Here is a 13,985-nt window from a genome sequence, read left to right as displayed (position 1 = left end):
GCCATGCAGCACGGTAAGTACCGCTTCATCGCGGGTTTTCTGATCCTGCCCCTGGCGCTCTACGGCATCTTCGTCATCTCGCCGTTCGTCCAGGCCATCTACTACTCCTTCACGGACTGGACCGGACTGAGCCCCGACTTCCGGATGACGGGGCTCAAGAACTACCAACGGCTCTGGAACGACGACGTGTTCTGGAAGGCCGTCTGGCACAACGTCCTGCTGTTGCTCGTACTGCCGGTGGTGACGCTCGGGCTCGGGCTGTTCTTCGCCTTCATGCTCAACGTCGGCGGCCGTCGCAGGAAGAACGCGGCGGTCGCCGGGGTGCGCGGCTCGGGCCTCTACAAGGTCGTCTACTTCTTCCCCCAGGTGCTGTCGATCGCCATCGTCGCCCTGCTGTTCCAGTTCGCCTACAACCCCAACAGCGGCGCCCTGAACTCCTTTCTGAGCGCCGTCGGCCTGGATTCCGTACGGCCGGAATGGCTGGGCGATCCCCGGCTCGCGCTGTGGTGCGTGACGGCGGTGATGGTGTGGAGCAACGTCGGCTTCTACGTGGTGCTGTTCTCGGCGGGGATGAGCGCCATTCCCCGGGACTTCTACGAGGCCGCCCTGCTCGACGGCGCCAATCGCCTCCAGACCTTCTTCCGGGTCACGCTCCCGCTGCTGTGGGACACCGTGCAGACCGGCTGGGTCTATATGGGCATCATGGCGCTCGACTCGTTCGCCGTCGTACAGATCATGACCGTGGGCCCGGGCGGACCGGACTACTCCACGGAAGTGCTGTCCTTCTACCTCTACACCAAGGCGTTCCGTGACGGGCAGGCCGGATACGCCACGACGGTCGGTGTCGCCCTGCTCATCGTCACCATGATCTTCGCGGGCGTCGTGCTGAAGCTCGGCCGGCGCGAAAGGCTGGAGTACTGATGGCCGTGACGGCGGAACCCACCGAGGGGAGCGGCGCCGCGACACCGGGGGCCGGGAAGGCAGCCCGCGCCGGGGCGCCCCGGCAGGGCGTGGGCCGCGAGGGCGGCGTCCTCAATGTCTTCTCCCACGGCGTGCTCTTCATCTGGGGCCTGATGGTCACCCTGCCCCTGCTGTGGGCGGTGATGAGCGCCTTCAAGACCGACAAGGAGATCTTCACCTCCCCCTGGGCGCTGCCCAAGGGGCTGCACTTCGACGCCTGGAGCCGGGCCTGGTCCCAGGCGCACATGAGCGAGTACTTCCTCAATTCCGTCATCGTCGTGGCCGGTTCGCTCGCCGGCACCATGCTGCTCGGGTCGATGGCCGCCTATGTCCTGGCCCGCTTCGAATTCCCCGGCAACCGCTTCATCTACTTCCTCTTCGTCGGCGGGATGAGCTTCCCGATCATCCTGGCGCTCGTGCCGCTGTTCTTCGTGATGAAGAACATGCAACTGCTCGACACCTACCACGGGCTGATCCTGGTCTACATCGCCTATTCACTGCCGTTCACGATCTTCTTCCTCAGCGGGTTCTTCCGGACTCTGCCGACCTCCGTCGCCGAGGCGGCGCTGATCGACGGGGCCTCGCACACCCGGACCTTCTTCCAGGTGATGCTGCCCATGGCGAAGCCGGGCCTGATCAGCGTCGGCATCTTCAATTTCCTGGGCCAGTGGAACCAGTACCTCCTGCCCACGGTGCTCAATGTGGGGGACGACGACAAGAAGCTGCTGCCCCAGGGGCTGGTCGCCCTCGCGGTCAGCCAGGGGTACAAGGGGGACTGGTCGGGGCTCTTCGCGGGCCTGGTCATGGCGATGCTGCCGGTGCTGGCCGCGTACGTCGTCTTCCAGCGGCAGGTCCAGGCGGGGCTGACGGCCGGGGCCCTGAAGTAACCGACCGCTCCGGCCGGGCTCGGGTCCGTCGGCCTCGGGTCCGATGCCTCGGGCCGGGTGGCCGGAAATGGCCCCCCGGCCCGCCCGGCCCTTACGCTGTGGCGTCGGACCCTTGACGGGACGGAAGTCCGACGGCTGAGCTTAGGGTTCATATGTTGTAGGGATGGCCGGGCTCCAGAGCCGTAGTCCGGCCTCGGGGCGGCGGTCGGGCCGGCCCGGTGAGGCGGGAGTGGATGGGCGTGGAGACTCCGGGGTCGCAGTCGTCGCTGCACCGGGCCAACCTGGAGCGGGTCGTACGCGCGGTGCGCATGGCGGGCTCGCTCACCCAGGCGGAGATCGCCCGGACCACCGGGCTGTCCGCCGCCACCGTCTCCAATATCGTCCGGGAGCTGAAGGACGGCGGGACGGTCGAGGTGACCCCCACCTCCTCCGGCGGCCGGCGCGCCCGCAGCGTCTCGCTCTCCGGTGACGCCGGGATCGTCGTGGGTGTGGACTTCGGCCATACCCACCTGAGGGTCGCCGTCGGTAACCTCGCCCACCAGGTGCTGGCCGAGGACGCCGAGCCGCTCGATGTGGACGCCTCCGCGGAGCAGGGGTTGCAGCGGGCCGAATACCTGGTCAGGACCCTGATCACCAAGGCGGGGATCAACCCGGGCAAGATCGTCGGGGTGGGGCTGGGCGTCCCCGGCCCGATCGACGCGGAGTCCGGGGTGCTGGGCTCGACCGCGATCCTGCCCGGCTGGGCCGGCACCAACCCCCGCGACGACCTCGCCGCCCGCCTCGGCGTCCCCGTCCACGTCGACAACGACGCCAACCTCGGCGCCCTCGGCGAGCTGGTGTGGGGCGCGGGCCGGGGCGCCACGGACCTGGCGTACATCAAGGTCGCCAGTGGCGTGGGCGCGGGCCTGGTGATCAACGGCAAGATCTACCGGGGCCCGGGCGGCACCGCCGGCGAGATCGGCCACATCACCCTGGACGAGTCCGGCCCGGTCTGCCGCTGCGGCAACCGCGGCTGCCTGGAGACCTTCACCGCCGCCCGTTACATCCTGCCGCTCCTCCATTCGGCCCACGGCACCGATCTGACCGTGCCGCGCGTGGTGGAGCTCGCCCGCGAGGGCGACCCGGGCTGCCGCCGGGTGATCTCGGACGTCGGCCGGCACATCGGCAGCGGCGTGGCCAACCTCTGCAATCTCCTCAACCCCAGCCGGGTCGTCCTCGGCGGCGACCTCGCCGACTCGGGCGAGCTGGTGCTCGCGCCCATCCGCGAGTCCGTCTCGCGGTACGCGATCCCCAGCGCCGCCCGCCGGCTGGAGGTCGTGCCGGGGGCCCTGGGCGGCCGCTCCGAGGTGCTGGGCGCGCTGGCGCTCGTCCTCAGCGAGATGGGCGACTCGACCCTGCTGGACCCGGCCGGCCCGCCGCGTTCCGCGATACCGGCCTGACGGCCCTTCCGGACCACGCGCGGGGCGCGCACAGTGCTTTCGCGCGCTCCGGAATGGATCCGGAAGAGATCCGGAGAAGACACGCCGACGCAGCGATGCGTCACCTCTTGAGTTCACACAGATAACGAATGGCATCGTTGCCATCTCGTTAAGAATTTACTTCTTGACGCTCCTTTGGCGGCCGAGTTGACTTCCGGTCACCTCGGCCGCAAAGGCGCGGCCTCGTCAGGGAGGTAACTGCGAGTGAATGCTCATCTGCGTCGCGCGGCCGTGGCCTTGGCCGCCGCCTCGATGGCCGCCGGACTGGCGGCCTGTGGCAGTGCCAAGGAAGCGGGCGGCGGTACCGCGAAGAAGGACAAGAAGGGCCCGCTGACCATCGGTCTGCTGCTGCCGGAGAACCAGACCGCCCGCTACGAGCGGTTCGACCGGCCGCTGATCGAGAAGAAACTCAAGGAACTCGCGGGCGCCGACACCGTCATCCTCTACGACAACGCCAAGCAGGACGCCTCCGTCCAGCAGCAGCAGGTCGACACGATGATCACCAAGAAGGTCGACGCCCTGATCCTCGACGCGGTGGACGCCAAGTCGATAGCGAGCTCGGTCAAGAAGGCCAACGACAAGGGAATCCCCGTCGTCGCCTACGACCGCCTCGCCGAGGGCCCGGTCAAGGCATACACCTCCGTCGACAACGAGCGCGTGGGCAGGATCCAGGGCGAATCCCTGCTCAAGGAGCTCGGCGACAACGCCTCGAAGGGCCAGATCGTGATGATGAACGGCGCGATCACCGACCCCAACGCCAAGATGTACAAGGCCGGCGCCCATTCCGTGCTCGACGGCAAGGTGAAGATCGGAAGGGAGTACGACACCAAGGAATGGAAGCCGGAGAACGCCAACGAGAATATGAAGGGCGCCATCTCCTCCCTCGGCAAGGACAACATCATCGGCGTCTACTCCGCCAACGACGGCATGGCCGGCGGCATCATCACGGCCCTGCGCAGCGCCGGTTTCGACAAGCTCCCGCCGGTCACCGGCCAGGACGCCGAGCTCTCGGCCGTCCAGCGGATCCTCGCGGGCGAGCAGTTCATGAGTGTCTACAAGCCCTACAGGCCCGAGGCGGACGCGGCCGCCGAACTGGCCGTCGCCCTCGCCCGGGGCAAGGACCTCGGAGACATCGCCAAGGCCACCGTCACCAGCGGCACCACCAAGAAGATCCCCGCCGTCATCGTCACGCCCTTCGCCCTCACCAAGGCGGACATCGCGAAGTACGTCGGCCAGGAGGGCTTCTTCACCAAGGACGAGATCTGCACCGCCAAGTACCGGGCGCAGTGCGACGCGTCCGGGCTGAAGTGAGGGGATGACGCACATGTCCGCTCCGCCCGTGCTGGCGCTGCGAGGGATCTCCAAGCGCTTCGGGGCCGTCCAGGCGCTCACCGACGTGGAACTGGAGATCCACGCCGGTGAGGTGGTCGCCCTCGTAGGCGACAACGGCGCCGGCAAGTCCACCCTGGTCAAGACCATCGCGGGCGTCGGCCCGGCCGACGACGGCGTCATCGAGTGGCAGGGTCGGCCCGTCACCGTGGACCGGCCGCACACCGCCCAGGGACTGGGCATCGCGACCGTCTACCAGGACCTCGCCCTCTGCGACAACATCGACGTCGTCGGCAACCTCTTCCTCGGCCGGGAGATCGCCCGCGCCGGGGTGCTGGACGAGGTCGAGATGGAACGCCGCTCCCGGGAGCTCCTGGCCACCCTGTCCATCCGCATCCCCAGCGTCCGGATCCCCGTCGCCTCGCTCTCGGGCGGGCAGCGGCAGACCGTCGCCATCGCCCGCTCGCTGCTGGGCGAGCCCAAGGTCGTCATCCTCGACGAGCCCACCGCCGCCCTGGGCGTGGAGCAGACCGCCCAGGTCCTCGACCTGGTCGAGCGGCTGCGCGAGCGCGGCCTGGGCGTGATCCTCGTCAGCCACAACATGGCGGACGTGAAGGCCGTCGCCGACCGGGTCGCGGTGCTGCGCCTCGGCCGCAACAACGGCACCTTCGAGGTGCGGACGACCTCCCAGGAGGAGATCATCTCGGCCATCACCGGCGCGACCGACAACGCTGTCACCCGCCGTAGGGCCCGTACGACCGGGGAGGGGGCGTCGTGACCGCCGATCTGTCAAAGGAACCGCAGGACACCCCGCCGCCCGCCGAGGCCGCGGCCCCGCCCGTCGACCCCCGGCTGCTGGTCCGCGAGGAGGGCTTCGCCGGTTACTGGAGCGAATTCCGCCGGAAGCTGCGCAGCGGTGAGCTGGGGTCGCTGCCCGTGGTGGTCGGGCTGATCGTCATCGGCCTGGTCTTCCAGCTGCGGGACTCGGCCTTCCTGGGCGCCGAGAACCTCTCCAACCTGTTCGTCACCGCCGCGGGCACCGGCCTGATCGCGGTCGGCATCGTCTTCGTGCTGATCCTCGGCGAGATCGATCTGTCGGTGGGCTCGGTCAGTGGCCTGGCCGCAGCCGTCCTCGCCGTGCTCAACGTCCACCACGGCGTGCCCGAGTGGCTCGCCCTGGTGATCGCCCTGGTCACCGGGGCCCTCGCCGGGGTGCTGCACGGGTTCTTCTTCGCCCGGATCGGCGTACCCGCCTTCGTCGTCACCCTGGCCGGCCTGCTCGGCTGGAACGGCCTGATGCTCCAGGTGCTCGGCTCCAACGGCACCATCAACCTCGACGACTCCGGGCTGGTCGCCGATCTGACCAATCACTACTTCACCGACATCTCCGCCGCCTACGGGCTGGCCACGCTCGGTGCGACGGTGTTCTTCCTGGCCTCCTGGCGCGACAGCAGGCGGCGCGAGGCGGCCGGCGTCCCCAGCCGCCCGCTCAGCGAGATCGTCCTGCGCACGGCCGTCCTCGCGGTGCCCGCCTATGCGGTGGCCTGGCTCCTCAACCAGTACAAGGGCCTGCCGCTGGCCTTGGTGATCTTCCTCGGGGTGGTGGTCGCGCTGGACTTCGTGCTGCGCCGCACCTCCTACGGGCGCAAGATCTTCGCCCTCGGCGGCAGCGTCGAGGCGGCCCGCAGGGCCGGCGTCAACGTCACGGCGGTGCGGATCTCGGTCTTCGCGCTGTCCGGCACGATGGCGGCGCTCGGGGGCATGTTCCTGGCCTCCCAGATCAACGCCGCCAACCAGTCCTCGGGCGCCGGCAGCCTGCTGATGAACGCCATCGCGGCGGCCGTCATCGGCGGCACCAGCCTCTTCGGCGGCCGGGGCTCGACCTGGTCGGCGCTGCTGGGCGTGCTGGTGATCCAGTCCATCGCCTCCGGGATGGCCCTGCTGGGCATCGCCTCGGCGGTCCAGTACATGATCACGGGCGCGGTGCTGCTGGCCGCCGTGGTGATCGACTCCCTCTCCCGCCGGACCCAGAAGACGGCCGGCCGGGTGTAGCGGGCGCGGGCGGACGTACGGGCGAGGGGCCCGGGCCGGATGGCCGGTCCGGGCCCCTCGCCGTGCGCGTCCGCCCGGCCTTTCATAGGGTGTGTGATCTCGCTCCACCGAACGCGTGAGATAGCTCGCATCACCCGTTCACCGCCATTGCAGGCGGACCAGGGGCGGAACATTAGACTCGACGGACCGGCGAGCTCGACCAGGCTCGACAGCTCGAACAAGGAGGCACGGGTGGCGCTGCTGACCCGCATCAGGGAACCGCGCGATCTGGACCGGCTCACCCCGGAGCAGCTCGACCGGCTGGCCGCGGAGATCCGCACCTTCCTCGTCGACGCCGTCTCCAAGACCGGCGGACACCTCGGGCCCAACCTCGGCGTCGTCGAGCTCACCATCGCCATGCACCGGGTCTTCGACTCGCCCAGGGACAAGGTGCTCTTCGACACCGGTCACCAGGCGTACGTCCACAAGCTGCTCACCGGCCGCCAGGACTTCTCGCAGCTCCGCGCCAAGGGCGGTCTGTCCGGCTACCCCTCGCGCGCCGAGTCCGAGCACGACGTGATCGAGAACAGCCACGCCTCGACCGTCCTCGGCTGGGCCGACGGCCTCGCCAAGGCCAACCAGATCCTGGGGAAGAAGGACCACGTCGTCGCCGTCATCGGTGACGGCGCGCTCACCGGCGGCATGGCCTGGGAGGCGCTGAACAACATCGCCGTCGCCAAGGACCGCCCGCTCGTCATCGTCGTCAACGACAACGAGCGCTCCTACGAGCCCACCATCGGCGGCCTCGCCAACCACCTGGCCACCCTGCGCACCACCGATGGCTACGAGCGCTTCCTCGCCCGCGGCAAGGACCTCCTGGAGCGCACCCCGGTCCTCGGCAAGCCCCTCTACGAGACGCTCCACGGCGCCAAGAAGGGCCTGAAGGACTTCATCGCCCCGCAGGGCATGTTCGAGGACCTCGGCCTGAAGTACGTCGGCCCGATCGACGGCCACGACATCGAGGCCCTGGAGTCCGCGCTCCAGCGCGCCAAGCGCTTCGGCGGCCCCGTCCTCGTGCACTGCCTCACCCAGAAGGGCCGCGGCTACAAGCACGCCGAGCAGAACGAGGCCGACCGCTTCCACGGCATCGGCGCCATCCACCCCGACACGGGCCTGCCCGTCTCCTCCGGCGGCGCCAGCTGGACCTCCGTCTTCGCCGACGAGATGGTCAAGCTCGGCCAGGAGCGGGACGACATCGTGGCCATCACCGCCGCGATGATGCAGCCCGTCGGCCTCGGCAAGTTCGCCAAGGCCTTCCCCGAGCGCGTCTACGACGTCGGCATCGCCGAGCAGCACGCCGCCACCTCCGCGGCGGGCCTGGCCACCGGCGGCGTCCACCCGGTCTTCGCCGTCTACGCCACGTTCCTCAACCGCGCCTTCGACCAGGTCCTGATGGACGTCGCCCTGCACAAGTGCGGCGTCACCTTCGTCCTGGACCGGGCCGGCGTCACCGGCGACGACGGCGCCTCCCACAACGGCATGTGGGACATGTCCATCCTCCAGGTCGTCCCCGGCCTGCGGATCGCCGCCCCCCGCGACGCCGACCAGGTCCGCGCCCAGCTGCGAGAGGCCGTCGAGGTCAAGGACGCGCCCACCGTCGTCCGCTACTCCAAGGGCACCGTCGGCCCCGCCGTCGAGGCCGTCTGCCGCATCGGCGGCATGGACGTGCTGCGCCGCCCCGCCGACGCCACCGAGAAGCCGGACGTCCTCATCGTCTCCGTCGGCGCGCTCGCCCCGATGTGCCTGGAGATCGCCGACCTCCTCGACAAGCAGGGCATCTCCGCGACCGTCGTCGACCCGCGCTGGGTCAAGCCCGTCGACGAGGCCCTGCCGGGCCTGGCCGCCGAGCACCGCGTCGTCGTCACCGTCGAGGACAACGGCCGCGTCGGCGGTGTCGGCTCGGCGGTCGCGCAGGCGCTGCGCGACGCCGGGGTGGACCTGCCGCTGCGCGACTTCGGCATCCCGCCGCGCTTCCTCGACCATGCCTCCCGCAAGGAGGTCATGGCGGAGATCGGGCTCACCGCCCCCGACATCGCCCGCCAGGTCACCGGCCTCGTCGCCAAGCTCGACGGGCGCCTCGACGGCGCCGACGAGACCGTGGAGGCCGTGGAGGCGCTGAAGGCCGCCGGGGCCACCGGCTCCATCGAGTCCTCCGAGGCGGGGGAGACCGCCGAGGCCGTCCGCGACTGACGGGCCCATCGCTGTCCCGAAGGGCCGGCCGCACCACCCGCACGGGTGGTCCGGTCGGCCCTTCCGCATGGGTGCGTCTGTCCTCCATCGGGTGAATCCTGGGGGTGGGTGGCTGTGGCCGCCCGCATCACGCCCCGATCATCGCGGACACTCGCTCAGTTCGGGCAGGGCGAGCGACGCCGAGCAGGTGGAGGTGAGCCGATGAGCGCAGAGCGACCCGTCCGGAGCGGCCGCGGCAGAAGCGGCATGTTCCGGACCAAGACGGTGGAGCAGTCCATCCAGGACACCGAGGAGCCGGAACACTCCCTCCGGAGGGACCTGTCCGCCCTCGACCTCACCGTGTTCGGCGTCGGCGTCGTCATCGGCACCGGCATCTTCGTCCTCACCGGAAAGGTCGCCAAGGAGAACGCCGGGCCCGCCGTGGCCCTCGCCTTCGTCCTCGCCGGTATCGTGTGCGGGCTCGCGGCGCTGTGCTACGCCGAGTTCGCCTCCACCGTGCCGGTGGCCGGGTCCGCGTACACCTTCTCGTACGCGACGCTCGGCGAGCTCCCCGCGTGGATCATCGGCTGGGACCTGATCCTGGAGCTGGCGCTGGGCTGCGCCGTGGTGGCCGTCGGCTGGTCCGGCTACATCCAGTCGCTGCTGGCCAACGCCGGCTGGCATCTGCCGGGGCCGCTGACCGGCGCCCATGCCGGCAGCTTCGGCTTCGACCTCCTCGCCGCCGTCCTCGTCCTGGTGCTGACGGCCATTCTGGTCGCCGGGATGAAGCTGTCCTCGCGGGTGACGGCCGTCGTGGTCGGGGTGAAGGTCACCGTGGTGCTCATCGTCATCATCGTGGGCGCCTTCTTCATCAACGGGTCCAACTACGAGCCCTTCATCCCGCCCTCGAAGGGCACCGCGGGCGGCAACGGGCTCGCCGCGCCACTGGTCCAGCTGATGTTCGGCTTCACCCCCTCCAACTTCGGCGTCATGGGCATCTTCTCCGCGGCCGCCGTGGTCTTCTTCGCCTTCATCGGCTTCGACATCGTGGCCACCGCCGCCGAGGAGACCCGCAACCCCCAGCGCGACCTGCCGCGCGGCATCCTGGGCTCCCTCGTCATCTGCACCGTGCTCTACGTGGCCGTGTCCGTCGTCGTCACCGGCATGCAGAAGTACGACAAGCTCTCCACGAAGGCGCCGCTCGCCGACGCCTTCAAGGACGCCGGGCACCCCTTCTGGGGCGGGCTGATCAGCTTCGGCGCGGCCGTCGGCCTCACCTCCGTCTGCATGATCCTGCTCCTCGGGCAGAGCCGGGTGTTCTTCGCCATGAGCCGTGACGGGCTCCTGCCCCGCTTCTTCTCGACCGTCCACCCGCGCTTCGGCACGCCCTACCGCTCCACGGTCCTTCTGGGCGTCGTCGTCGCGGTCGTCGCGGGCTTCACCTCGATCGACGTCCTCGCCGAACTCGTCAACATCGGCACGCTGTTCGCCTTCGTCGTCGTCGCGGCGGGCGTGGTCGTCCTGCGCCGCAGCCGCCCCGACCTGCCGCGCGCCTTCCGCACGCCGTTCGTTCCCTACGTCCCCGTGCTGTCGGTGCTCGCGTCGCTGTGGCTGATGCTCAATCTGCCGGCGGAGACCTGGGTGCGGTTCGCCGTGTGGATGGTCATCGGCGTCGTCGTCTACTTCGTCTACGGGAGGAGGATGAGCCGGGTGAGCCAGGCGCAGCGGAGCGTGCCCACCGTCTGACCCGGACCCGGGGCCGCGGACTACGGGCGTACCGCCCGCGGCCCCACCACCTCGGCGCCCAGCGCCCTCACCCGCTCGCGCAGTTCCCGGTCCGCCGTGACGACCACACAGCGCCGCCCCGGCGCCCGCGCGGCGACCAGCTCCACGATCCGGTCGTCGCCGTTGCCGCCGGCCGCCTCGACGCCCACCCCGGGCACCGGCGCGGTGCCGCGCGCCGCGCCCTCCACCACCAGCACGATCTCCGGAGGGCCGGCCGGCGGCGGCTCCACCGCCCCTTCGGGAAGACCCTCCCGCGCGTAGCCCGCCAGCAGGTCCCGCAGCCGCTCGGCCGCCCCTCGCCGGTCACGCCACCAGCCGTCCGGCACCGAACCGACGACGTTGGCGGCGTCCACGACAAGAAGAGCGGAATCGGGGGTTCTGGGGGATTCCGGAGCCTGTGCGGTCATGGCGTTCAGCTTGGCACGCCGTCAGTGGGCGGAATCCGCAGTGTTAATGTCGAGGATCGACAAAATCGGTAAAGGCTTTCCAAGAGAGGCTGGTCAGCGAGTCATGGCAGTGCGCACGGCCACCACCGGCTGGTTGCTGCGGGGTAACGACGGCCGGCTGACGGCCTACGCCCCGGTCCCGGGCGGTCTCCTCCGCTGGACCGAGGCCCGCCCCGGCGGCCCCGAATGGACGGGCCCCGAGCGGCTGGACGTGCCGGGGCTGGAGCCGCACCTCTCCATAACCCGGAGCGCCGAGGGCTATGTGTACCTCGCCGGGCTCCGCCGCCGCGCCCACGAGGACGGCCGCGCCGAGACCGACGTGGTCTACGCGACGCAGTTCCAGTCGGGCCGCGCCCTCACCCAGTGGCGGTCCATCGGCACGCCCCACGGCGGCGACTGGGAGAAGGCCGGACGGATCGGCTTCCCCGTGGCCGCCGTCGACGGCGTCGGCCTCCACCTCTACTTCCGCAACGCCGGCCGCGGCATAAGCGGACGCCGCCAGGACGCCCGGGGCGTCTGGGGCCCGTGGCTGGACCTCGCCGGCAACAAGGTCGTCGAGTCGGGGTCCGCGGCCGTCTCCGCCGCCGGGCACGTCGAGCTCGTCGTGCCCGCGCCGGACCACGTCCTGCGGTGGCGCCAGGAGGAGCCGGGCGGGCCGCTGAAGCGGATGCCCGACACGGCGGTGAAGTCGCTGCCGGGGTCTTTCTCGTCCGCCTCGGCCGGAGCCGACGCGGACGTCGCCCACTACTGGCGTACGGAAGGGGACTCGGTCCTGCACACCCAGCGCGCGGGTGTGTCGCGGGCCCTGCCGTCGCTGGGAGGTGACGGGAGCGAGCCGGTGGCGGCCCTGGGCGACGTGCTGGTGCAGCGATCGGATGCCGGCCGGGTCCTCGTCGCGGTGGGCGAGGACGGATCATGGACCGACACGGCGCAGGAGTGCGTGGGGGCGCCGGCGGTGGCGCTCGATGCGGCGGGACGGGTTGTCGTGGCCGTCATCGGTGCCGATGGCGCGTTGCGGGTCGCGCGGCAGCGCGGGGATGCGGCCGGGCTCGACCTCGGGCCGTGGGCGCGGGTGTAGTTCGGCCCAGCCCCGCCCTTTCACCGTTTCCCGGGGCTCCGCCCCGGACCCCGGTCCTCAAGCGCTGGACGGGCTGACTTTGCCAGCCCGTCCAGCGCTTGAGGACACTACAAACGCGTCGCGCTGCGCAACCCCGTCGCGTAGAAGCCGTTTCCGTCGAGGCGGGCCGTGCCGCCCTTGTCGCCGAAGGTGGGGCCGTTGGCCTCCTCGCGGCTGGAGATGAAGCGGGGCTTGCCGTCGGTGTCGAGGCCCAGGTAGACGCCGACGTGGTCGAGGCGTTCGCCGGTGCGCTTGTCGATGTCGAAGAAGACCAGGTCGCCCGGCTGGAGCTTGTCGATGGCCACCGGGCGCTTGCCCGTCAGTTCCAGGACCGGCACGCCCGGGGCGAGGCGGGCCATGCCGTTGGCCGTGCGCGGCAGGCCGTCGCCCTTGATGTCCTTGCCCAGCAGGGGGTAGCGGGCGCGGTAGCCGAAGACCGTGCGGACGAAGCCGGAGCAGTCCATCGCGCGGAAGCGCTGCGCCTCGGGCTTCTCCACCGTGCCGTCGCGGAAGGTGTAGGGGATGCCCAGGTAGTCGTAGAAGTCGGACTGTTCCAGGCGCATGTCCCCGGCCTCGGAGCCTTGGGGGTTCAGCGGGCCGAACTGGGCGTCGCCCGCGTAGGGGATGCCGTGGGCGTCCTTCTTCTGCGGGGCTCCTTCGAGGTACTCCATGGAGAACGCGAAGATGTCCGGCTCATGGCTGCCGAGCTGGGTGGCGAACCACTCCTTGAACCAGGGGGCCTTCTCCGCGCCCTCCGTCCACTTCTCCGGCAGCAGCCGCACCCAGCTGTCGGTGGTGACCTTCGCCGAGGTGTAGTTGGGCTCGGTGAAGGTCCGGCTGGGGCCGGTGAGCACGGCGGTGCGGGCGCTGTCGGTGAAGGTGGCGAGCACCGAGCCGTCGGCGGAGCGCACGACCGTACGGGCCGGGGAGGCGAGGCGTTCGAAGCGGCGCTCGCCCGTGGCGGTGGTCCTGCCCGCGACCTTGCTCGCCGGGCCGATGGTGCGTACCGGCGGGGCCGGGTCGTCCTGCCGGTCGCGCAGCTCCACCGTGAGGTAGGCGCTGGTGCCGAGCAGCCCCAGGAGGACCAGGGCGTGGAGGGCGCGCCTGCCGTTCGGGCCGCCGCCCTTGCGGCGGGTGCTGTGCTTCCGGGACATGAAGATGAGCTCCGTGGTCAGACGGTGGGCATGAAGCCGAGCAGGAGCCCGGCGGTCAGGACGACGTAGTTGGCGAGCGACACCGTCGCTGTCGCCAGCAGGGTCGCGCCGCGCGGCTGGCGGACCAGCTGATAGGCGATCAGGCCGGGGACGATGAAGCCCAGGGTCTGGTTCGCGTACATCAGGGGAAACTGCTGCTGGAGGATGATGTGGAGCGTCGCCTGGAGCACCACGCCGGTCAGCACGACGGCGGCGAAGAGCCGCTTGCCGTAGAGGATGACGTGACGCTGGAGCAGCAGCGTGCCCAGATAGGTCAGGACGGTGATGCCGACGACCATCGCGGCGCGCTGGAGGTCCTCGACCAGGGTCAGGGCCAGCCAGCCGGGGGTGATCATGCCACCGGGGGAGAGGTTGGTGGTGAGGTAGCAGACCAGCGAGAACAGCAGCCCCAGGGCGATCCCGATGGCGGCGATCTCCGGAGTGAGGACGGCGGGGATCAACGGAAGTCTCCTGTGTGCTGCGGCTGCGATGGGTCTCCCCCAGCTACCGCTGGGAGGTGCCCCCAGTCG

The 13,985-nt window shown here is 70.5% G+C and carries 12 protein-coding genes; 9 read left to right on the top strand and 3 right to left on the bottom strand.

Annotated features, from left to right (window positions below; genetic code table 11):
- Nucleotides 1-3: 3 nt before the first annotated feature.
- The 8 genes from AB0E98_RS05675 to AB0E98_RS05640 all read left to right on the top strand — a co-directional run bounded on the left by AB0E98_RS05675 (nt 4) and on the right by AB0E98_RS05640 (nt 10,660).
- Nucleotides 4-921: a sugar ABC transporter permease gene (locus AB0E98_RS05675; RefSeq protein ID WP_361698919.1), complete on the top strand. Its 918-nt coding sequence runs from the start codon at nt 4-6 to the stop codon at nt 919-921.
- Nucleotides 921-1,847 carry a carbohydrate ABC transporter permease gene (locus tag AB0E98_RS05670; RefSeq protein ID WP_361698917.1) on the top strand — a complete coding sequence of 309 codons (927 nt, stop codon included), beginning with the start codon at nt 921-923 and terminating at the stop codon, nt 1,845-1,847. The genes AB0E98_RS05675 and AB0E98_RS05670 overlap by 1 nt, the downstream gene beginning before the upstream one ends.
- A gap of 239 nt (nt 1,848-2,086) precedes the next feature.
- The gene (locus AB0E98_RS05665; RefSeq protein WP_361699362.1) at nt 2,087-3,286 is read left to right on the top strand and encodes an ROK family transcriptional regulator; all 1,200 of its coding nucleotides are present in this window, start codon (nt 2,087-2,089) and stop codon (nt 3,284-3,286) included.
- Between the two features lie 243 nt (nt 3,287-3,529).
- On the top strand, nt 3,530-4,636 hold the full coding sequence (locus AB0E98_RS05660; RefSeq protein ID WP_361698915.1) for a substrate-binding domain-containing protein: 1,107 nt from the start codon (nt 3,530-3,532) through the stop codon (nt 4,634-4,636).
- Nucleotides 4,637-4,640: 4 nt separating this feature from the next.
- Entirely contained in the window at nt 4,641-5,432 is a 792-nt protein-coding gene (locus AB0E98_RS05655) for an ATP-binding cassette domain-containing protein (protein ID WP_361698913.1), read from the top strand.
- 8 nt (nt 5,433-5,440) lie between these two features.
- The gene (locus AB0E98_RS05650; protein WP_361699360.1) at nt 5,441-6,706 is read left to right on the top strand and encodes a sugar ABC transporter permease; all 1,266 of its coding nucleotides are present in this window, start codon (nt 5,441-5,443) and stop codon (nt 6,704-6,706) included.
- Nucleotides 6,707-6,937: 231 nt separating this feature from the next.
- Nucleotides 6,938-8,935 carry a 1-deoxy-D-xylulose-5-phosphate synthase gene (dxs, locus tag AB0E98_RS05645; protein WP_361698911.1) on the top strand — a complete coding sequence of 666 codons (1,998 nt, stop codon included), beginning with the start codon at nt 6,938-6,940 and terminating at the stop codon, nt 8,933-8,935.
- A 201-nt stretch (nt 8,936-9,136) separates the two neighbouring features.
- The gene (locus AB0E98_RS05640; protein WP_361698909.1) at nt 9,137-10,660 is read left to right on the top strand and encodes an amino acid permease; all 1,524 of its coding nucleotides are present in this window, start codon (nt 9,137-9,139) and stop codon (nt 10,658-10,660) included.
- 20 nt (nt 10,661-10,680) lie between these two features.
- Here AB0E98_RS05640 and AB0E98_RS05635 read toward each other — a convergent pair whose 3' ends face one another.
- Complete coding sequence (locus tag AB0E98_RS05635) at nt 10,681-11,106, bottom strand: NTP pyrophosphohydrolase (protein WP_361698907.1); 426 nt, start codon at nt 11,104-11,106, stop codon at nt 10,681-10,683.
- Between the two features lie 103 nt (nt 11,107-11,209).
- Between AB0E98_RS05635 and AB0E98_RS05630 the strand changes: the two genes are divergently transcribed.
- Nucleotides 11,210-12,223 carry a hypothetical protein gene (locus tag AB0E98_RS05630; RefSeq protein ID WP_361698905.1) on the top strand — a complete coding sequence of 338 codons (1,014 nt, stop codon included), beginning with the start codon at nt 11,210-11,212 and terminating at the stop codon, nt 12,221-12,223.
- 107 nt (nt 12,224-12,330) lie between these two features.
- On the opposite strand, the gene AB0E98_RS05625 is transcribed toward AB0E98_RS05630, so the two are convergent.
- Together AB0E98_RS05625 and AB0E98_RS05620 are read right to left on the bottom strand one after the other, a co-directional pair.
- Nucleotides 12,331-13,416 carry an NlpC/P60 family protein gene (locus AB0E98_RS05625; RefSeq protein WP_361698903.1) on the bottom strand — a complete coding sequence of 362 codons (1,086 nt, stop codon included), beginning with the start codon at nt 13,414-13,416 and terminating at the stop codon, nt 12,331-12,333.
- 17 nt (nt 13,417-13,433) lie between these two features.
- Nucleotides 13,434-13,916, bottom strand: coding sequence for a poly-gamma-glutamate biosynthesis protein PgsC/CapC (locus tag AB0E98_RS05620; protein ID WP_361698901.1), 483 nt, complete (start codon nt 13,914-13,916; stop codon nt 13,434-13,436).
- Nucleotides 13,917-13,985: the final 69 nt, after the last annotated feature.

Origin of the sequence: Streptomyces sp. NPDC037389 (assembly GCF_040636475.1) — a bacterium.
Classification (GTDB): Bacteria; Actinomycetota; Actinomycetes; order Streptomycetales; family Streptomycetaceae; genus Streptomyces; species Streptomyces hesseae.
The sequence above is the reverse complement of the archived record's forward strand: the minus strand, read 5'-3'. Positions and strand labels throughout refer to the sequence as shown.

Bases quoted from the DNA above. Each gene is read 5' to 3' on its own strand.
- AB0E98_RS05675 (WP_361698919.1), top strand. From the start codon at position 4: ATGCAGCACGGTAAGTACCGCTTCATCGCGGGTTTTCTGATCCTGCCC.
- AB0E98_RS05670 (WP_361698917.1), top strand. From the start codon at position 921: ATGGCCGTGACGGCGGAACCCACCGAGGGGAGCGGCGCCGCGACACCG.
- AB0E98_RS05655 (WP_361698913.1), top strand. From the start codon at position 4,641: ATGACGCACATGTCCGCTCCGCCCGTGCTGGCGCTGCGAGGGATCTCC.
- AB0E98_RS05640 (WP_361698909.1), top strand. From the start codon at position 9,137: ATGAGCGCAGAGCGACCCGTCCGGAGCGGCCGCGGCAGAAGCGGCATG.
- AB0E98_RS05635 (WP_361698907.1), bottom strand. From the start codon at position 11,106: ATGACCGCACAGGCTCCGGAATCCCCCAGAACCCCCGATTCCGCTCTT.
- AB0E98_RS05630 (WP_361698905.1), top strand. From the start codon at position 11,210: ATGGCAGTGCGCACGGCCACCACCGGCTGGTTGCTGCGGGGTAACGAC.
- AB0E98_RS05625 (WP_361698903.1), bottom strand. From the start codon at position 13,416: ATGTCCCGGAAGCACAGCACCCGCCGCAAGGGCGGCGGCCCGAACGGC.